18 protein-coding genes are annotated in these 19687 nt (G+C 76.2%); 10 read left to right on the top strand and 8 right to left on the bottom strand.

What is annotated here, in order from left to right:
• Positions 1–257: 257 nt before the first annotated feature.
• From ABD254_RS18555 to ABD254_RS18540, 4 genes are all read left to right on the top strand, one after another.
• On the top strand, positions 258–434 hold the full coding sequence (locus ABD254_RS18555) for a hypothetical protein (RefSeq protein ID WP_344250238.1): 177 nt from the start codon (positions 258–260) through the stop codon (positions 432–434).
• An 80-nt stretch (positions 435–514) separates the two neighbouring features.
• Positions 515–3442, top strand: coding sequence for an ATP-binding protein (locus ABD254_RS18550; protein ID WP_344250237.1), 2928 nt, complete (start codon positions 515–517; stop codon positions 3440–3442).
• Between the two features lie 174 nt (positions 3443–3616).
• On the top strand, positions 3617–3814 hold the full coding sequence (locus ABD254_RS18545) for a hypothetical protein (protein ID WP_344250236.1): 198 nt from the start codon (positions 3617–3619) through the stop codon (positions 3812–3814).
• Between the two features lie 89 nt (positions 3815–3903).
• A complete protein-coding gene (locus ABD254_RS18540) occupies positions 3904–4785 on the top strand; it encodes a DUF3097 domain-containing protein (RefSeq protein ID WP_344250234.1) in 882 nt (293 codons plus the stop codon).
• A gap of 18 nt (positions 4786–4803) precedes the next feature.
• On the opposite strand, the gene ABD254_RS18535 is transcribed toward ABD254_RS18540, so the two are convergent.
• The gene (locus tag ABD254_RS18535) at positions 4804–5349 is read right to left on the bottom strand and encodes a DUF4282 domain-containing protein (protein ID WP_344250232.1); all 546 of its coding nucleotides are present in this window, start codon (positions 5347–5349) and stop codon (positions 4804–4806) included.
• A gap of 40 nt (positions 5350–5389) precedes the next feature.
• On the bottom strand, positions 5390–6310 hold the full coding sequence (locus ABD254_RS18530; RefSeq protein ID WP_344250231.1) for a DUF2189 domain-containing protein: 921 nt from the start codon (positions 6308–6310) through the stop codon (positions 5390–5392).
• A gap of 122 nt (positions 6311–6432) precedes the next feature.
• Here ABD254_RS18530 and ABD254_RS18525 point away from each other — a divergent pair, with 122 nt between their 5' ends.
• A complete protein-coding gene (locus ABD254_RS18525; protein ID WP_344250229.1) occupies positions 6433–6948 on the top strand; it encodes a DUF4870 domain-containing protein in 516 nt (171 codons plus the stop codon).
• 148 nt (positions 6949–7096) lie between these two features.
• Here the strand turns inward: ABD254_RS18525 and hemW are convergent, their stop codons facing one another.
• Both hemW and lepA read right to left on the bottom strand, forming a co-directional pair.
• Entirely contained in the window at positions 7097–8410 is a 1314-nt protein-coding gene (gene hemW / locus ABD254_RS18520) for a radical SAM family heme chaperone HemW (protein WP_344250227.1), read from the bottom strand.
• On the bottom strand, positions 8410–10284 hold the full coding sequence (gene lepA, locus ABD254_RS18515) for a translation elongation factor 4 (protein ID WP_344250225.1): 1875 nt from the start codon (positions 10282–10284) through the stop codon (positions 8410–8412). The genes hemW and lepA overlap by 1 nt, the downstream gene beginning before the upstream one ends.
• Positions 10285–10437: 153 nt before the next feature.
• On the opposite strand from lepA, the gene ABD254_RS18510 reads away from it, so the two are divergent.
• The 5 genes from ABD254_RS18510 (at position 10438) to rpsT (ending at position 13708) form a co-directional block, all read left to right on the top strand.
• The gene (locus ABD254_RS18510) at positions 10438–10992 is read left to right on the top strand and encodes a type 1 glutamine amidotransferase domain-containing protein (RefSeq protein ID WP_344250223.1); all 555 of its coding nucleotides are present in this window, start codon (positions 10438–10440) and stop codon (positions 10990–10992) included.
• Positions 10993–11027: 35 nt separating this feature from the next.
• Positions 11028–11759: a maleylpyruvate isomerase N-terminal domain-containing protein gene (locus ABD254_RS18505; RefSeq protein WP_344250221.1), complete on the top strand. Its 732-nt coding sequence runs from the start codon at positions 11028–11030 to the stop codon at positions 11757–11759.
• Positions 11760–11831: 72 nt separating this feature from the next.
• Positions 11832–12653 carry an alpha/beta fold hydrolase gene (locus ABD254_RS18500; RefSeq protein WP_344250220.1) on the top strand — a complete coding sequence of 274 codons (822 nt, stop codon included), beginning with the start codon at positions 11832–11834 and terminating at the stop codon, positions 12651–12653.
• A 73-nt stretch (positions 12654–12726) separates the two neighbouring features.
• The gene (locus ABD254_RS18495; protein WP_344250218.1) at positions 12727–13254 is read left to right on the top strand and encodes a type II toxin-antitoxin system PemK/MazF family toxin; all 528 of its coding nucleotides are present in this window, start codon (positions 12727–12729) and stop codon (positions 13252–13254) included.
• Between the two features lie 193 nt (positions 13255–13447).
• On the top strand, positions 13448–13708 hold the full coding sequence (gene rpsT / locus ABD254_RS18490) for a 30S ribosomal protein S20 (protein ID WP_344250216.1): 261 nt from the start codon (positions 13448–13450) through the stop codon (positions 13706–13708).
• Positions 13709–13846: 138 nt separating this feature from the next.
• Here rpsT and holA read toward each other — a convergent pair whose 3' ends face one another.
• From holA to ABD254_RS18470, 4 genes are all read right to left on the bottom strand, one after another.
• Entirely contained in the window at positions 13847–14878 is a 1032-nt protein-coding gene (holA, locus tag ABD254_RS18485) for a DNA polymerase III subunit delta (RefSeq protein WP_344250214.1), read from the bottom strand.
• An 83-nt stretch (positions 14879–14961) separates the two neighbouring features.
• Complete coding sequence (locus tag ABD254_RS18480) at positions 14962–17589, bottom strand: ComEC/Rec2 family competence protein (protein WP_344250212.1); 2628 nt, start codon at positions 17587–17589, stop codon at positions 14962–14964.
• A gap of 26 nt (positions 17590–17615) precedes the next feature.
• On the bottom strand, positions 17616–18704 hold the full coding sequence (locus ABD254_RS18475; RefSeq protein ID WP_344250210.1) for a helix-hairpin-helix domain-containing protein: 1089 nt from the start codon (positions 18702–18704) through the stop codon (positions 17616–17618).
• A gap of 98 nt (positions 18705–18802) precedes the next feature.
• Positions 18803–19681, bottom strand: a complete 879-nt coding sequence (locus ABD254_RS18470; protein ID WP_344250208.1) for a DegV family protein — start codon at positions 19679–19681, stop codon at positions 18803–18805.
• Positions 19682–19687 lie beyond the last annotated feature (6 nt).

Genomic DNA, 19687 nt, shown 5'->3' with positions numbered 1-19687 from the left:
GTCCTGAGTGCCGTGCCGCCGCCCGCCCGGGGCCGCGGTCACTTAGCACTCTGAAGTCCCGAGTGCCATCCTACGCGGCGCCGCGCCCGGTCCGCCGAGCGGCCGGCGTGCCGCGCACCACGTCTGAGGTACCTCACCCGCGTCCGAGGCATGCCGGGGGCCGAAGATGCGGCGGCTGACCGATCCGCCGGCGTACCTCAGGAGCCGAGGGTGGAACCACCGCCGGGCACCCGGCCCCGCGGCGAGGGAGGACGACGATGAACGAGTTCCTGTTCTTCGAGCAGCACCGCGAGCGCGAGGCCGAGCTGGTCCGCGCGGCCGAGCAGCGGCGGCGGGATGACGCGGCGCGGGAGCGCGCGGCGCGGCCCTTCACCTCGCCGCGGCCGGCCCGGCGCGCACCGCGTCTGGCCTCCGCCTGGCATCGCGCCGCGTGAGCTCGGCGCCGGCCGCGCCGGCCGCTCCCGGTCCCACCCGCGCGGCGGTGACCACCCCGACGACCTGGCACGATGGCGAGGTGCCCGTCCACAGCCTCGAACCTTCCGCCCCGTCCGGGTCCCGCGCACCCATGGTGGGGCGCACGGCCGAGCTCGCCGTCCTGCGCGACGCGTACGCGGCCGCCCGGGACGGCGCCGGCGGGGCCGTCGTCGTCGGCGGCGAGGCCGGCATCGGCAAGACCCGGCTGGTCGAGGAGTTCCTCGCCACGCTCGCCGGAGCGCGGGCCCGCGCCGACGACGCCGCGTCGGACGTGCTGGTCCTGCACGGGCAGTGCGCCGACTCCGGGTCGGGCCCGATCCCGTACGCCGCGCTGACGGGCCTGCTCGCGGACGTCGTCGACGCGCTCGGCCCGGAGGCCACCCTCGAGGCCGCCGGGCCGGCGGCCGACGCCCTGGGCGTCCTCGCCCCCGGGCTGGTCGACGTGCGCCGCGACGTCGACACCGGGCGCCTCCCCGAGGTGCTGGCCGACCTGGCGTCGACCCTGGCCGACGACCGTCCGGTCGTGGTCGTCGTCGAGGACCTGCACTGGTCGGACGGCATCACGCGCACCGTCCTCGCCCGGCTCGCCCGCCGCGCCGGCTGCCACCGGATGCTCGTGGTCGGCAGCTACCGCAGCGACGACGTCGGCCGCCGGCACCCGCTGCGCACCACGCTTGCGGAGCTGGAGCGGTCCCGGCGGGTGCTGCGGGTCGAGGTGCCCCGGCTCGACGCCGGCGAGGTCGCCCAGCTCGCCGCCGCGCTGGTGGACGACCGGCCGCGGCCCGGGCACCTCGCCGACGAGGCGGGCACGGCCACGATCGACCGCGACCTGCTGCGCGACGTCGTGGAGCGCAGCGAGGGCGTCCCGTTCTACGTCGAGGAGCTCACCGAGTTCGCCGGCACGGCCGTGCCCGACTCCCTGCGCGACGTGCTGCTGCTGCGGTACTCCACCCTGAGCGACGCGGCCCAGACCCTGTGCCGGACGGTGGCGGCCGCCGGCCAGCACGCCTCCTACGACCTCCTCGCGTCGGCACTCGGCGACGACGCGCTCGCCGCCGCGGAGGGCGCGGCCCGGGAGGCGGTCGACGCGCACGTGCTGCGCGCCGACACCGGGGGCTACCGCTTCCGGCACGCCCTCATGCAGGAGGCGGTCGCCGAGGAGCTCCTGCCGGGCGAGTCCCGTCGGCTGCACTCCGCGTTCGCCCGCGCGCTCGAGGCGGGGCCGGACACGCTGGCGACCCAGGCCGCTGCCGCGGACCACTGGTGGCGCGCCCGGGTGGTGGACCGCGCGCTCGCCTCGGCCGTCCGGGTCGCGGCGGCCGCCGAGGCCGACGCCGCGTCGTCCACCGCCATCGCGATCGGCGAGCGCGCGCTCGAGCTGTGGGACCTCGTGCCGGACGCGGAGACGGTCGCCGGGGTGACGCGGCCCGAGCTGCTGCAGCACGTCGCGGCATCGCTGCGCCTGGCGGCCAGGCTCGACCGCGCCGAGGCGATCGCCCGGGAGGCGGTCGACACCTGGCCGGCGGACGACCCCGCCGGGCAGGCCGGGGCGCTCGCGACGCTGGCGCACATCGTCGCCAAGGCGGGCAGCCCGGAGTCCGACCCGCTCATCGCCCGCGCCCTCGACCTGCTGCCCGCCGACGACGCGGCCGGCCGGGCCCCGCTGCTGCGCCTGCGGGCCCGCAACGCGATGATCGACGGCCGGTACGACGAGGCGATCGAGTCGGCCGCCGCCGGTTACGAGGCCGCCATGTCCGTCGGGGACACGCGGAACGCCTCCATGTGCGTCAACCTCAGTGCCACGAGCCGCATCGACCTGGGCGACCTCGACGCCCTCGCCGAGCTCGACCGCGCGCGCGAGCTCGCGGGCGACGACTGGTTCCCGCTGAGCCACTACTACACCAACGCCTCGGACGCGCGCATCAAGCTCGGCGACTTCCGCCGGGCCGCGGAGCTCGCCGAGACCGGCGCGGCACGGGCCCGGGCCCTGGGCGCGGGCTGGGCGTCCCGGTCGATGCTCGAGGGCAACGTGGCCGAGTCCCGCCTGGGCCTCGGGCAGTGGGCCGAGGCCGAGGCGTGGTACGAGCAGTCCGTGCCACTCATCGACCCCAGCGACTACGCCGTCTACCAGCAGGAGCGGGCCACCTGGCTCGCCATGTGGCGGGGCCGCCTCGACACGGCGCAGGAGCAGGCCCGGAGGCTGCGCCCCACGTGGGAGCGGTACGCCCGCCTGGAGATGCAGATCCGCGCGCGCACCGCCGCGACGCTCGGCGAGCTGGCGCTGCTGCGGGACGACCTCGACGACGCCCTCGGCCTCGTCGCGGTCGCGGCGGACCCCGGCGCGCTCACGCCGAGCTACCGTCTCCCGCTGCTCGGCGTCGCGGCCCGCGCGATCGGGCGCGCCCGCGCCGACGGGCGCGACGTGGACGACACCCCCTATCGCGCGTCCCTGGCCGGGTGCACGGGGTGGCCCACCTATCCGGTCTGGGCGGCGCTGTTCGCCGCCGAGCTCGGCGACGGGTCGTGGGAGGCGGTGGCCGAGGCCGACGGCCCGGCCCACCTGCGCCCGTACGCGCTGTTCCGGGACGGCCGGTCGCTCCTGGCCGCCGGCGACCGACCGGCCGCGCGGGCGCGGCTGGAGGACGCCGTGGCGGCCGCCGAGGAGATCGGGTGCGGGCTGGTCGCCGACCAGGCGCGCGAGCTGCTCGCGGGCGCGGGCCTCGCCCGGCACGCCGCCGGGCCCGACGGCGCGGGGCGGGAGAGGTCGTCCGCGATCGACCGGGCCCTCACCGACCGCGAGCGGCAGGTGCTCGAGCTCGTGGCCGACGGCCTGACGAACGGGCAGATCGCGGAGCGTCTGTTCATCAGCCGCAAGACGGCGTCGGTGCACGTGTCCGCCATCCTGCGCAAGCTGCAGGTGGCGAGCCGTACCGAGGCCGCCGTGCTGGCGCGCGCCCACGGCGGCTGACCCGGCGTCGTCCCGCGCACGGACCCATGCCCCGAGCAGGCGTGTACGGACCGGCGCGGCGCCGCCTCCCCCTTGACGAGACACCTTCCCCGCGGGCAGCGCGGGGGGTGCGCACGGCAGGGCCGTCGGCCCGCCGAACCGCCGCCGACGCGGCGGCCCCGTCAGGAGGACACCATGGACGCCCACGTGTACGACATGCTCTTCGAGCACCGGCAGGCCGAGCTCGAGCGCGAGGCCGCTCTGCGTCGCCTGGCGCACGAGCTCCGCGCCGCACGCCGCGCCCTGCGGCACACCGCCGGCGCGGCCGAGCCCGAGCCGCTCCGGCGCCCGGCGTTCGGTGGGCTCCGGCCGGCGCACGACGGCCACGTCTGAGCCCCACGACCGACCTCGTGCCGAACGTTCTGCGGCCCGGCGCGTGTCGGGCCGAGCCCGTGCACGACGGCGACCCTAGGCTCGCCGTCGTGCACGACCGTTACGGCTCCGACATCCTCGCCCCCGCCTCCGACCGCCGCCCCGGTGCGCCCGACGGCTCGGCGCACCACCGCCGCCGGCCGACATCGGTCCCGCGCGCGGCCGAGCCCGGCCTGGTCGTCGAGGAGGTGACCTCGGGCTGGGTCGGCGCCGTCGTGCGCGTGGAGAAGTCCGGCGGTGTACACCTCGTGGTGCTGGAGGACCGCCGCGGCAAGCTGCGCGCGTTCCCGCTCGGCCCCGGGTTCTGGGTGGACGGGAAGCCGGTCGAGCTCACGGCACCGGTCACGTCGCGGGCGCCGGTCGTCCCCACGCGGACGGCGTCGGGCTCCGTGGCGGTGCACGGGCAGCGGGCCCGGGTGGCGCGCGGGAGCCGCATCTGGGTCGAGGGCAAGCACGACGCGGAGCTGGTCGAGAAGGTGTGGGGGGACGACCTGCGGGTGGAGGGGGTCGTCGTGGAGCTGCTCGACGGCGTCGACAACCTCGCCGACGCGCTCGCCGACTTCGGCCCGACGCCCGACCGGCGCGTCGGGGTGCTGGTGGACCACCTGGTGCACGGCGCCAAGGAGCGGCGGCTCGCCGACGCGGCGCTGCGCACCGTTCCCGCCGGCACGGTGCTGGTGCTCGGCCACCCGTACGTCGACGTCTGGCAGGCCGTGAGGGCCGAGCGCGTGGGCCTGACCGCCTGGCCGACGATCGAGCGCGGCACCGAGTGGAAGCGCGGCATCCTGCGCGAGCTCGGCTGGCCCTCGTCGTCCACGCAGGACGTGGGTCGCGCCTGGCAGCGGATCCTGGGCACCGTCCGCGACTACCGCGACCTCGACCCGGCCCTGCTGGGCCGGGTCGAGGAGCTCATCGACTTCGTGACGGCCTGAGGACCGGCCGCACGAGGATCAGGAGACGCCGTCGCGCTCGGCGTAGCGGTTGACCTTCTCGGACACGTTGATCACCGCGACGAAGAACTCGAGGGTGATCCTCGCGAGCGCGAGATAGACGAGCGCGACGATCCAGGCCAGGAGCAGGTAGCCGATCCCCACGCCCACGCTCACCTGGAACGCCGCGACGATCCCGAACAGCCACGCCAGCGCGACCAGGATCGTCACGATCACGTACACGACCTTGACGATGGTCGGCGTGATGTACCGGGTGAACGAGTAGTCGAAGAGGGCACCGAGGAAGCTGCCCGCGCCTGGCGCGGGCCGCGCGGACCGGTCCGGCGGGTACTCGTTGCCCGGGTAGAGCCCCGGGTCCGGGGGCGGCTGGATCGGCGGCTGGCCGGGCTGCTGACCGTACGGCTGCGGCTCGTAGGACTGCTGTCCGTAAGGCTGCTGGCCCGGCTGCTGACCGTACGGCTGCTGGGGGTACGGCTGCTGGGGGTACGGCGGCCGGTGCGGCTCGCCTGCCTGCGGCGGCTGCGGTTCCTGCGGGTTCTCGCTCATCGTTCCTCCTGGTCGTGACGGTGGACCGGTCGGTGACAGGTCAGGCGGGCTGCTGCCCGATCAGCCGCCGGAACGCGAAGCCGACGGCGACGTAGCTCAGCGGGATGGTCAGGAACAGCCCCAGCCCGAACGGGATGGCGCCGAGGATGTTGACGCCCAGCAACGTGAGCAGGAGCAGGAAGACCGACCCGAAGCTCTTGCCCACGAGCGAGAAGCTCGACGAGATGGCGGTGAAGGCGCCCTCCCGGCGCTCGAGCGCGAAGTAGTAGACGAACGCCGAGAAGATGATGACGACCAGCCCCGGCAGGATGCACAGGATCAGGCCGATCGTCGTGAGGATGGTCACGACGAACGCGGCCAGCACGACCTGGAACCCGTTGCTGATCCGGAAGAAGTCCCCGACGCCGGGCTTGCGGCCGGTGGTCTCGTCGAGGGCGCCGCGCGTGAGGAACGCCGTGATCAGATAGCTGATGATCGAGCCGACGAGCGACACGAGGGCCGCGACGGCCGCGTCGCCGCCCATCTGCGGCATGGCGACGGTCGCGCCGTTGACGTCGTACATCTCCTGGTACCGCTCGAAACCCCCGGTGAGCCACGTGTAGAGCACGTTCACGCCGAGGAAGACCAGCGCCACGAGCAGCCACGCGCCGAAGTTCGACGTGACCTTCCGCCAGCCGTACGACACCGCCTCCCCCACCCGGAACGACGGGGCGCCGCCGGGTCCCGTCGGTCCCCCCGGACCGGACGGGCCCGACGGCGGGGGCGGGAAGCCGCCCTGGGCGTACGCCCCGTACGAGGGGGGGCCGGTCGGGGGCTGTGGCCCGCCCGGCGGGTTCGCGGGCGGCTGACCGTACGGCGGCTGACCGTACGGCGGCGGCAGAGCAGGTCCGGGCTGACCGGTCTGTCCGGGATCCTGCTCGTCGGGGTCGTGCGGCGGACGTCCGCCGGTGTTGTCGCTCATCGGTCCCTCGTCTCGTCGTCGCAGGTCACGCGCACGCGCTATCCACTGTCGTGGTAGGGGCGTGCCAGCGCCAGCGCACACGCCGCATCCCGTGACCACGGCATTTGCGCGATCATGGGGGTATGAGCCAGCCTCCGCAGGGACCGCCGCCCGGGCAGCCGCCGTACGGGCCGCCGGGCCAGCCGCCGTACGGCGGGCAGCCGCCCCACGGCGGGCAGCCGCCCCACGGCGGGCAGCCGCCCCACGGCGGGCAGCCGCCCTATCCGCCGCCCGGGTACGGCCCGCGGCCGCTGACGCCTCAGGACGAGCGGACCTGGGCGATCGTCGCGCACCTGGGGCCGCCGGTGCTGGCGCTGCTGACCTTCGGCGTCCTCGCCTTCCTCACTCCCCTGGTCGTCTGGCTCGTCTTCCGCGACCGCAGCGCGTTCGTGGCCGACCAGGCCAAGGAGTCGCTCAACTTCCAGATCACCCTGCTCATCGCTTACGCGGTGGGGTGGATCCTGCTCATCGTGATCGTGGGCGCCGTCATCCTGGCCGCGGCGTGGGTGATCTCCATCGTCTTCGGCATCCTCGCCGCGGTCGCGGTGAACCGCTTCGAGCCGTACCGGTACCCGATCAACATCCGCGTGATCTCGTAGGGGTCCACCGACTGCACGAGTGCGGCCCACTCTTGGGCCGTCGTCGACGGGACAGTCCTGCTGGCCGGCCAGCCCCGCGACGCCGCGGGCAGGCTCATGCGGTGACGGCGGGACCCGCGGCCGCCACCCGCGCGATCGGGCCGCGCGGTCAGTCGGTGAGTTCGCGCACCACGGCGTCGGCGAGCAGCCGGCCGCGCCGGGTGAGCACGGCCCGGCCGCGGACGGCCGACACGCCGTCGAGCAGGCCACGCGCGACCAGGCCCGCGACCGCGCGACGGCCGGCGCCGTCGAGCACGGCGAGGTCGAGGCCCTCCGCCAGCCGGACACCGAGCATCACCCGCTCGAGGTGCGCCTCGGCGGCGGTCAGCAGCTCGCGCCCCGCGCCCGGAGACGTGCCCGCCTCGAGCATCGCGGCGTAGCGACGCGGGTGCTTGACGTTCCACCAGCGCACGCCGGCGGAGGCCTCGACGCCACCGGTGGCCACGGCAGGCTCGACCGTCGACCCCGCGGCGGCCGCCACGTACGAGTGCGCGCCCGGGCCGATGCCCCACCAGTCGTCGCCGCGCCAGTACGCGAGGTTGTGCCGGCAGGCGTGCTCGGGGCCGCGCGCCCAGTTGCTCACCTCGTACCAGCCGAGGCCGGCCGCGGTGAGGAGGTCGTCGGCGAGCTCGTACTTCGCGGCCTGGTCGTCCTCGTCGGGCAGGGTGAGCTGCCCGCGCCGCACCTGCGCGTGCATCTTGGTGCCCGGCTCCACGACCAGCGCGTACGCCGACACGTGGTCCACGCCGGTGGCCAGCGCCGTCTCGACGGACGCGCGCCAGTCGTCGAGGGACTCCCCCGGCGTGCCGTAGATGAGGTCGAGCGACACGTCGAGGCCGGCGTCGCGCGCCCAGCCCACGACGTCGGGGATGCGGCGCGGGTCGTGCGTGCGCTCCAGCGTGGCCAGCACGTGGGGCACCGCCGACTGCATGCCGAACGACACGCGCGTGAAGCCGGCGTCGGCAAGCAGCCGCAGCGACTCGGGCGTGACCGAGTCGGGGTTGGCCTCGGTGGTCACCTCGGCGCCGCGCGCCAGCCCCCAGGCGTCGCGGACGCCGCCGAGGATCCGCACCAGGTCGGCGGCCGGCAGCATCGTCGGCGTGCCGCCGCCGAAGAACACCGTCGAGACGGGGCGTCCGCCGAGGCCCGCGTCGTCGAGCACCCGCGCGGCGAGGCCGACCTCGCGCAGCGCCGTCGTCGCGTACTGCGCCTGGGAGGCGCCGCCGCCCAGCTCGGACGCGGTGTAGGTGTTGAAGTCGCAGTAGCCGCAGCGGACGGAGCAGAACGGCACGTGGACGTAGACGCCGAAGGCCCGGGTCTCGCTGGTCGAGCCTGTCGAGACCCGGGTCTCGACAGGCTCGACCGCCGTGAACGGCAGCGCGCCGTCGTCCGGCACCGGGACGCCGTCGGGGAGCGCGGGCACTACTTCTTCTTGTCCTTGGCGTCCTTGGCACCGCCCGCGTCGGAGGAGAGCGCGGCGATGAACGCGTCCTTCGGCACCTCGACGGAACCGATGTTCTTCATGCGCTTCTTGCCCTCCTTCTGCTTCTCGAGCAGCTTGCGCTTACGGCTGATGTCGCCGCCGTAGCACTTGGCGAGCACGTCCTTGCGCATGGCGCGCACCGTCTCGCGCGCGATGACGCGGGCTCCGACGGCGGCCTGGATCGGCACCTCGAACTGCTGGCGCGGGATGATCTCCTTGAGCTTGGCGGTCATCAGCACGCCGTAGTCGTACGCCTTCTCGCGGTGCACGATGGCGGAGAACGCGTCCACCTGGTCGCCCTGCAGCAGGATGTCGACCTTGACGAGGTCGGCCGCCTGGTCGCCCGCGGTCTCGTAGTCGAGCGACGCGTATCCGCGGGTGCGGGACTTGAGCTGGTCGAAGAAGTCGAAGACGATCTCGGCCAGCGGCAGCGTGTAGCGCAGCTCGACCCGGTCCTCGGACAGGTAGTCCATCCCCTGCATGGTGCCGCGGCGGTCGTTGCACAGCCCCATGACGGTGCCCACGAACTCGCTCGGGGTGAGGATCGTGGCCTTGACGACCGGCTCCCGCACCTCCTTGATCTTGCCGACCGGGAACTCGCTCGGGTTGGTCACCTTGACCTCGGTGCGGTCCTCCAGCGTCACGTCGTAGACGACGTTGGGGGCGGTGGAGATGAGGTCGAGGTCGAACTCGCGCTCCAGGCGCTCGCGCACGATCTCCAGGTGCAGCAGGCCGAGGAAGCCGACGCGGAAGCCGAAGCCGAGCGCGACGGACGTCTCGGGCTCGTAGTTGAGCGCGGCGTCGTTGAGCTTGAGCTTGTCCAGGGCGTCGCGCAGCACCGGGTAGTCCGAGCCGTCGATCGGGTACAGCCCGGAGAACACCATCGGCTTGGGCTCGCTGTACCCGCCGAGCGCCTCGGACGCGGGCTTGGCCGCGTTGGTGACGGTGTCGCCCACCTTGGACTGGCGCACGTCCTTCACGCCGGTGATGAGGTAGCCGACCTCGCCGACGCCGAGGCCCTTGGTGGGGTGCGGCTCGGGCGAGATGACGCCGATCTCGAGCAGCTCGTGCGTGGCGCGGGTGGACATCATGGCGATCCGCTCGCGCGGGTTGAGGTCGCCGTCCACGACGCGCACGTACGTCACGACGCCCCGGTACGTGTCGTACACGGAGTCGAAGATCATCGCGCGGGCCGGGGCGGCGGCGTCGCCCACCGGCGCGGGGATCGTCCCGACGATGCGGTCGAGGAGGGCCTCGACGCCCTCGCCCGTCTTGCCGCTGACCTTGAGCACGTCGGCCGGGTCGACGCCGACCAGGTGGCCGATCTCCTCGGCGTACTTCTCGGGCTGCGCGGCGGGCAGGTCGATCTTGTTGAGCACCGGGATGATCTCGAGCTCGTTCTCCATCGCCAGGTACAGGTTGGCGAGGGTCTGCGCCTCGATGCCCTGCGCGGCGTCGACCAGCAGGACGGCGCCCTCGCACGCGGCGAGCGAGCGCGACACCTCGTACGTGAAGTCCACGTGGCCCGGGGTGTCGATCATGTTCAGGGCGAACGCGTCGTCGCCCACCTGCCACGGCATCCGCACGGCCTGCGACTTGATCGTGATGCCGCGCTCGCGCTCGATGTCCATCCGGTCGAGGTACTGCGCGCGCATCGCCCGCGCCTCGACGACGCCCGTGAGCTGCAGCATGCGGTCGGCCAGCGTGGACTTGCCGTGGTCGATGTGCGCGATGATGCAGAAGTTGCGGATCAGCTCGGGCGCCGTGGAGTTCGGCTGGATGCGCGCGCTGAGCGCGGGTCCGGGGATGGGCAACGCGATCTCGCTCCGTCGGTGTGCGGGGGGCTGAAGGCCAAGGGCCCGGCCATTGTCCCACGGCACGCGCGTGCGACCCGCGTGCCGTGGCGCCGCTGCGAGCACGGCACGCCGCTGCCTATGGTCGTCGAACGCCGACGAGAGGAGCGGATCATGGCCGACCTGACCGGCAAGCGCGTGCTCGCCATCGTGACGAGCTACGGGGTGGAGCAGGACGAGCTCGTCGTGCCCGTGGAGCACCTGCGCTCCGCGGGCGCCGAGGTGGTGGTGGCGTCGACCGAGCCGGGGGCGGTGCAGACCCTCGTCGGCGACAAGGACCCCGGCCGCGAGGTTCCGGCCGACACCACGCTCGACGCCGTCGACGCCGCGGGCTTCGACCTGCTGCTCGTGCCCGGCGGGACGATCAACGCCGACACCCTGCGCCTGCAGCCGGCCGCGGTGCGCCTCGTCGACGCGTTCGCCGCCGCAGGCCGGCCGGTCGCCGCCATCTGCCACGGCCCGTGGGCGCTCGTGGAGGCGGGCCGCGTCGACGGCGCGACCCTGACGTCGTGGCCCTCGCTCGCGACGGACGTGCGCAACGCCGGCGGGACGTGGGTGGACCGGCCGGTGGTGCTCGACGACGGCGCGGGCTTCCCGCTCGTGACGTCGCGCAAGCCCGACGACCTGGACGACTTCCTCGAGCAGGTCGACGCCACTCTCGCGGGCTGAGCGGCCGGCGGCGTCGCGGTGGCTAGCATGCCTCCGTGACCCTCCCGCACCAGGACTACCTGCCGCTGCTGGCGCGCCTGCAGGACGACTTCCTCGCCGGCGTCGGCGACGCCGCGCCCGGCGCCCTCGTCCCTGCGTGCGGCGCGTGGACGGTCCGCGAGCTGGTGCTGCACCTCGCCGGCGTGCACCGCTGGGCCGCCGGGATGGTGCGCGGCGAACGGGTGAGCGACGTCGTCGACCCGGCCGGGCGGGATCTCGCGGACGTCTACGCCGACTCCGCGCGGGAGCTCCGCGCGACCCTCGCCGCCACGCCGCCCGACGCCTCGGTCCGCACGCTGGTCGGCGCCGGCCCCGCCTCGTTCTGGCACCGGCGACAGGTGCACGAGACGCTCGTGCACCTGCACGACCTGCGGGCCGCCGCGCTCGGCTCCGGACCCGCCGTCGTCGCGGGCCGCCCGATCGACGTCGCGCCCGGCGTCTGGGCGGACACGGTCGACGAGGTCGTCACGACGTTCCAGCCGCGCCAGGTGCGGCTGGGTCGGATGGCGCCGCTCGCGCGTCCCGTGCGGCTCGAGGCATCGGACGCGGGCGGCTCGTGGGTGCTCGGGACCCCGGCGGGCACCGCGACCGCGGCGACGGCGACCGCCCCCGCCCGGGAGCTGGCGCTCCTGCTCTGGCGTCGGCTCACCCCCGCCGAGGCGGGCGTGCGGGTCGACGGCGACGCGTCGGCCCTCGACGACGCCCTCGCCGCCGCGATCGTGCCCTGACACCCGATCGTGCCCTGACGCGCGATCGTGCCGGCGCCGATGAGTCACCGCGACCGGCCCGGTCCACCTGGCATGGCTGACGACACGTACCCCACCGCACGCTCCACCACGACGACCGCGACGGCCTCCAGCACGCGGGGCGACCGCGTCGCGTACGACCTGCGCGGCTCCGGCCCTGCCGTGGTCTTCGTCGCCGGCGCCGGTCCTTCTCGCGCCACGGACCCGGTCACCACCGAGACGGCCGAGCGCGCGGCGGCGCTCGGTCTGACCACCGTCGTCTACGACCGGCTCGGACGCGGCGACTCGCCCGCCTCGGGCCGCCTCGACCTCGGCCGCGAGCTGGACGCCCTCGCCGCGGCCCTCGACGTGGCGGGCGGGTCCGCCGTGCTGTGCGGGCACTCCTCGGGCTGCGCCATCTCGCTCCGAGCGGCGGCGGAGGGACTTCCGGTCGCCGGCCTCGCGCTGTTCGAGGCGCCCCTCGAGACGAGCGCCGACGAGACGGCCGCCTGGGCGGCGGAGATCGAGCGGAGGATGGACGCCGGCGACCTCGAGGGCGCGACCGAGCACTTCATGAAGGACATGCCGCCCGAGTGGCTGGCAGGCGCCAAGGCGTCCCCGGACTGGCCCGCCATCGCCGCCTCCGTCGTGTCGCAGCGCGCGGACGCCCAGGCGCTGACGTGGGCCACACGCGCCCTCGAGGACGGCGGCCTGCGCGACATCGACGTCCCCGTGCTCGCCATGACCGGCGAGCAGACGTTCCCCGGCATGCCCGAGGCCGCACGCCGTCTGGCCGCGACCGTCCCCGACGGCGCCGCGGAGACGGTGGCCGGCGCCGGCCACTCGTGGGAGCCGGAGTCGATGGCGGCGCGGCTGGCTCGCTTCGTGCGCGGCTGAGCCCCCGAGCGGCGGAGCAAGCGGCGCCCGCGCGACCGCTTCGTGCCGGTGCGGGCCCACTAGGCTGACGGCCGTGGCGAACCGATGGCTCCACCTGCTGGTCGACGTGCTGCGCTCCGCGACGGGCGCGTCCCGGCGCTCCGCTCCCTCGCGCCGTCCGGGCGGGACCGCGCGCGGGAGCGCGCCGACCGCCGCCCGCTATCCGGGGGACTTCACGGGCAGGGTGAAGGCCGTCTACGCGCCGCGCCTGGACGGCGACCCGGACCCGGGCGAGGTCGTGTGGACCTGGGTGCCCTACGAGGAGGACCACGCCCAGGGCAAGGACCGGCCCGTGCTGCTCGTCGGCCGCGACGGCCCGTGGCTGCTCGCGCTGCAGCTCACCAGCAAGGACCACGACCGCGACGCCGCGCAGGAGGCCCGCTACGGGCGCCGCTGGATGGACGTCGGAAGCGGCACCTGGGACGCCCGCGGCCGGCCCAGCGAGGTGCGGCTCAACCGCGTGGTCCGGGTCGACCCCCGCGCGGTGCGCCGCGAGGGCGCGGTCATGGACCGGCGCACCTTCGACGCCGTCGTGCACGAGATGGCGCGCGCACGCCGCTGAGAGCGTCGTCACCTGCGGCACGGGTTTCGTCAGTGGCGAGGCCGCTGGTATCGTTGGCCCTTGCGTGTCCGCCCAGGTCGGCGGGCACAGCCGCAGATCCTCTCCACGGGTTCCCCACCCCAGTCCCGGAGCTGCGGCCGCCCTCTACGACCTATCCGCTCGCCGGCAGGCGAACACACCAGGAAGTCCACACGTGGCAAACATCAAGTCCCAGATCAAGCGCATCAAGACGAACGAGAAGGCGCGCCTGCGCAACAAGGCCGTCAAGTCTGAGCTGAAGACCTACGTGCGCAACGTCCGCAAGGCCGTCGCCGCGGGCGACAAGGAGGCCGCGACCACCGCGCTGCAGGCCGCCTCGCGCAAGCTCGACAAGGCCGTCTCGAAGGGCGTCATCCACGCCAACCAGGCCGCGAACCGCAAGTCGGCGATCGCGAAGTCGGTCGACGCGCTCTGATGCACCCGCCGAGGTAGAGCACGCTCTGCCGAGGTCGAACGCCCCTCCCCGCCCTGCGGCGGAGGGGCGTTCTCGCGTTCCGGCCGGCATACCCCGAGCGCAGTCCGCGCCCGCGTCACCGCCTGGCTCAGCGCCGGGTCAGCGCCGGGAGCGGGCGATGGCGAGCACGGCCGTCTCGACGGCGTAGACCGGGTCGCGACCGCCGCCCTTGACGTCGGCGTCGGCCTGCGCGACCGCGCCGATCGCGGCCGCCAGCCCCTCCGGCGTCCACCGCGACAGGTCGCGCTGGGCGTTGCGGACCTGCCAGTCCTGGAGCCCGAGCTCGCGCGCTGTGACCGCGCCGCCGCGGATCGCCGCGACCCGCGCCAAGGTACGCAGGCGCAGCGCCAGCGCCGCGACGATCGGCACCGGGTCGGCGCCGGTGGCCAGCGCGTGCCGCAGCAGCGCGACGGCTCCCCCGGCGTCGCCGGCCACGGCCGCGTCGGCCACCTTGAACCCGGTCGCCTCCACGCGTCCGCCGTAGTAGCGGTCGACGACCCCCTCGGTGATCGTGCCCGCCGTGTCCGCGACCAGCTGCGCGCACGCCGAGGCGAGCTCCCGCAGGTCGTTGCCGAGCGCGTCGACGAGGGCCCGGACGGCGGCCGCGTCGGCGCGCCGTCTGGCTGCCCGGAACTCCGCGGAGACGAACTGGACCTTGTCCGCGTCCTTGGCGATGGCGTCGCACTCCAGCACCGGGGCCCCGCTCGCCAGGATGGCGTCGAGCATCTTCTTGCCGCGCTGCCCGCCGCCGTGCACCACGACGACCACCGTCTCGGGGTCGGGGGCGGCGACGTAGCCGACGACGTCGGCGACCAGGTCCTCGGTGGCGCCCTCGGCCCCGCGCACCACGACGAGGGACGACTCGCCGAACAGCGAGGGGCTCGCGGCGACGGCGAGCTGGCCGCCCGCGTACGTGCCGCCGTCGAGCTCGGCCTTCTCCACCTCGGCGTCCCGCTCGCGCGCCAGGCGCAGCACGCCGTCCACCGCCCGCTCCGCGAGCAGCCCCTCCGGTCCGCGCACCAGGACCACGGGCGCGAGCGTCGGGTCGTCCCAGGGCCGGCTGTTCGCGGCGGGCCTGGCCCCGCGACGGGTGGGGCGGGAGCTGCGCTGGGTGGAGGAGGCGGGTGGCACGGGGCCAGCCTGCCACGAGCGACGGACACCGGACGCTGCACCGGCGACGGCCCCGGGGCTTGCCGGCGGGATGACGGGCCCGGTCACGAGCACGCGAGGCCGATCTCACCGGACCGCACGACGAGCGCGGCCGTGCCGCACTCGTCCGTGCGCACCAGGGCGGAGCCCGTGCCCTCGTAGAGGTCGACGGCGGCGTCCGTGGGGTGCCCGTAGGTGTTGTCGGCGCCCACGCTCACCAGCGTCACCCGCGGCGACAGCCGCGCGGCGAGCCCCGCCGACTGCGAGCGGGACCCGTGGTGCGCCATCTTCACCACGTCGACGTCGGTCGCGTCTCCGGAAGCCCCCAGCGCGCCCAGCAGCGCCTCCTGCCCCGGCTCCTCGAGGTCGCCGAGCGCGACGACGTCGAGCCCGCCCGCGGTGCGCAGGTGCAGCGCGACGCTCGCGTCGTTCGCGCCGTCGCCCTCGGCGCTGCCGCCTCCGGCGCCGCCCGCGTCCGCCCCGAGCACCTGCCAGCTCGCGCCCCCGGCGACGCCGGCGTCTCCCCTGGCGGCGGTCCGTACGGGCACCCCCGCCGCCGCGAGCGCCGCCCGCGCCCGCGCCGCCTGGTCGACAGGCTCGTCGAGCGGCGAGACGAGCGCCGCGGTGACGGCGCGTCCCTCCAGCACGGTGTCCAGCCCGCCGACGTGGTCGGCGTGGAAGTGGCTCAGCACGAGCAGGTCGACGCGGTCCACGCCCAGGCGCTCGAGGCACCTCCCCGCCAGGTCGCCCGCCGGCCCGACGTCGACGACCACCGCGGACGCCGGGCCGCTGCGCACCACCAGGGCGTCGCCCTGCCCCACGTCGCAGGCCACCACCTCCCAGTCCCGCGGCACCGCACCACCGCCCGCGCCGGGCAGACCGGCCCACCGCGACACGAGGACCGCGACGACCAGCGCCAGGGCGCCGGCACCGAGCCCCACGAGCAGGCTGTGCGCCCGCGTCGTGCGGCCACGGTGCCGTGACCCCGCCCGCCGTCGCACCGAGGCTCGCGCCCGCCGTGCGGCTCGCGTCCCGGTGTCGCGCCAGCTGCGGGGCCACCCGTCGCCGGGCGGCCGGCGCAGCACCACGGCCAGGCCCGCCGCCGTGACCAGCCCGAGCGCGATCGCCCCGCCGGGCCCGCCCGGCCACGGCAGCCCCGCGCCGGGCAGGTCCGCGAACCAGCCCGCCACCGCCGCGATCCACGCCGTCGCCAGCCCGGCGAGCCAGGCGACCGCCTGGGCGAGGCCCGGCGCCCAGGGTGCGAGCACGGTCGCGACGAGCCCGAGGACGGTCGCGGGGACCAGTGCCGGACCCGCGAGCAGGTTGGCAGGCACGGACACGAGCGCCACCCGAGGGTCGAGCAGCACCAGCACGGGCCCGCACGCCGCCTGCGCCGCCCACGGCACCGCGAGCGCGAAGGCCAGCGGCCGGCCCGTCCACGGCGCGAGACGGCGGGCCAGCGGACCCGCGAGCAGCACCAGCCCCGCCGTCGCGGCGCACGACAGCACGAAACCGTACGACCGGGCGAGCCACGGGTCGACGACCAGCAGCGCCGTCGCCGCCGCCGCCAGCGCCGGGAACCCGGCGGAGCGACGGCCGAGCGCCAGGCCCAGCAGCGCGACCGCGCACGTCCAGGCCGCGCGCAGCACGCTCGGCTCGGGGCGCACGAGCGCCACGAAGCCGAGCGAGACCAGGGCCACCGCCGCGATCCGCACGGCGCGCGGCAGCCGGAACGCGGCGCACAGCGCGGTGAGCGTCGCGACGACGATCGCGAAGTGCCCGCCGGAGACGGCCGTGACGTGCGTGAGGCTCGTGGTGCGCATGGCGTCGGCCAGCTCGGCCGGCAGGCGCGAGGTGTCGCCGACGGCGACGCCGGGCACGAGCCCGCGGGCCTGCGGCGACAGGGGCTCGGTGACGTCCAGCAGCGCCGCGCGCAGGGTGTGGGTCGCGCGCAGCACCGCGCCCGGCGGTTCGCGCTCGGGCACCGGCGCCGCTGCCGTGGCACGGGCGAGCACGCCGTCGCCCGGAGGAGTCGCCTGCAGCACCCCCGTGACGTCCACCGCCGCCCCGAAGCGCGGCGGCGGGCCCGGCGCCGTGACCTCGACCTGCCCCGCGGTGCGGGTCGTGACGCCGCGGGCCGACACGGCCCGCACGGCGAGCACCCAGCGTTCGCCCTCGCCGAAGACCGCCGGGCGCGGCTCGGAGGCGACCCGGCCGGACAGGCGCGCGAGCGCCCCCTCGTCCGCCGCCCCGGACAGAGGCTCCTGCTGCGCGGTCTGCACCGCCGCGCCGGCACACACCGCCACGACGCACGCGATCACCAGAGCGACGTGCGTCGCGGTGCCGCCCGCCCGGTTCACGCCCGCACGGTTCACGCCCGCACGGTTCGCGCCCGCACGGTTCGCGCCCGCACGGTCGACGTCGGCGGGCCCGGCCACGCGGGCCAGGCGGCCGCGATGGCCGCGAAGGCCGCGGAGGCCGCGGCGCTCGGAGGCTCGCCCCCGGAGGACCGTCCGGACCACGCCCAGCACGGCGAGGGCGCCCGTCCCGGCGGCGACGACGACGGGCGACGCTTCCCCCGCCGGCCCCGTCACCAGCCAGGCGACGCCCAGCGTCGCCAGCAGCGCCGGCACGAGCCGCAGGTCGGCGCCCGGCCGGGCGCCGACCGGAACCGGGGCCGCGGCCGTTGCCATGGCCGTGGCGACCGGGCCGTCCCCCGTCACACGCGGACCAGGTCGCGCACCTGCTCGAGCACGGACGGCCCGATGCCGGACACCTCCTCCAGCTCGTCCACGCTGGTGAACGACCCGTTGTCGTCCCGCCAGGCGACGATGCGCTCGGCGAGCACCGGGCCGATGCCGGGCAGGGCGTCGAGGTCGGGAGCCTGGGCCGTGTTGAGGTCCAGCACGCCCCCGGCCGCTCCGGCCGTACCGCTCGCGCCCACCCCGTCCGCGTCCGCGTCGCCCGAGGACGACGCGCCGCCGCCGGGCACCGCCTCGCCGGGTTCGGGCACCACGATCTGCTCCCCGTCGACGACCGCCCGTGCCAGGTTGAGCGCCGCCGTGTCCGCCTGGCGGGTGGGCCCGCCGGCGGCCTCGACCGCGTCGGCGACGCGCGCGTCCGCCGGCACCGTCACCAGCCCGGGCTCGCGCACCTCGCCGACCACGTGCACCACCGCCTGCCCCGGCGAGGCGGCGACCGCCGACCCGGCCTCGGGGTCGTCGCCCTCGGCCTCAGCGACCGACGACCCGGAGGCCGCGGCGTCCACGGGCGCACCGGCGGCGCTCGGGCCGGGCGAACCCACGGCGCCGACGTCCGACCCGGCGTCGGTGCCCGCGAGGGTGATCACGTCGTCCGGCCGCAGGAGGGCGACCACCGAAGCGCCGACCGCGACCAGGAGCACGGCAGCCGCTGCGACGATCGCCGTCCGCAGGCGCAGGCTCCAGCGGCGGCGTCCGTCCGCGCCGTCGTCCGCGGCGAGGGGGTGGCCGTGCGCGGCCGAGTACGCCGCGGCGACGTGCCGGGCCGTGCGCCCGGCTTCCCGGCGCGCCCGCAGCCGTCCCGCGAGATCGTCCGTGCCGTCCGGGTCCCGGGCCCCGACGACGCCGTCCGTGGCGACGCCGGGCCCGTCGGGCGCGACGTCGTCGAGCGCGGGCCCGGCGGCCGTGGCGTGCCACGCCCGAAACCGTGACGCGGCGGCGGCGAGGTCGTCTGCGGCCGGGCCGTCGTCCGGGTCGTCAGCCAGGTCGCCGGGCGGGCCACCGGCAGCGCCGTCGGGCGCCGGGAAGGGGGACACGTTCGAGGTCACGCCGCGACGCTAGGGCCGCTGTCGTCGCCGAGGTCCGCACCCGGCCCGTCCTGGGGACGGCACGTCCCTGGGGACAGGGTCGGTACCCGTCGGCGCGGTTACCAGGGCTGGTCGTGCGTGTGACCGCCGAGGTCGACGACCGCGACGGCGAGCGCGCCCGGCCCCGCGTGGGCGCCGAGCACGGCGCTCACGGGCGTCACGACCGGCGTCGCCCCGGTGCGCTCGGCCAGCCGCGCCGCCACCTCGGCGGCGCGCTCCGGCGCCCCCAGGTGGTGCACCGCCACGCCCGGCGACTCGCAGCCCTCGGCCCGACGCACCGCGAGCTCGACCAGCCGGTCCGTGGCAGCACGTCGCGTGCGCACCCGCTGGGCGAGCTCGATCCCGCCGTCGCGCACCGCGAGGATCGGGCGCACCCCGAGGGCCGTGCCGAGCGCCGCCGCCGGGCCGGACAGCCGCCCGCCCCGGCGCAGGTGGTCCAGGGACTCCACGAGGAACACCGTCTCGCTCGACGCCGCGACCTGGGCCGCCCGTTCCGCGACCTGCCCGGCGTCGTGCCCCGCGGCGGCGCACCGCGCGGCCTCGGTCGCCGCGAAGCCGAGCGCCATCGCGACCGTCCTCGAGTCGACCGCCCGCACGGGCAGCATGGCGCGCTGGCCAGCCCTCGCCGCCACCTCCACCGTGCCCGACAGGACGCCGGACAGGTGCACCGCCACGACGGCGCGGGCGCCGTCGGCCGCCAGGTCGCGGAAGACCGCGGCGAAGTCCTCCCCGGGCGGCTGGGAGGTGGTGAGGCGCTCCCCCGCGCCGATGCGCGCCGCCACCTCCTCGGGTGTGATGTCCACGCCCTCGCGCCACGCGCGATCGCCCGCCAGCACCCGCAGCGGCACGACGACGGGGCCGCCGGCGTCGGCGGCCCCGTCGGGCAGGCAGGCGGTCGAGTCGGTCACGACGCGCACCGCGGGAGCGTGGGTGGGCATGGGCCC

The organism is Isoptericola hypogeus (assembly GCF_039531145.1).
GTDB classification, from domain to species: domain Bacteria; phylum Actinomycetota; class Actinomycetes; order Actinomycetales; family Cellulomonadaceae; genus Isoptericola; species Isoptericola hypogeus.
This window is presented reverse-complemented; position numbering and strand designations above follow the sequence as displayed.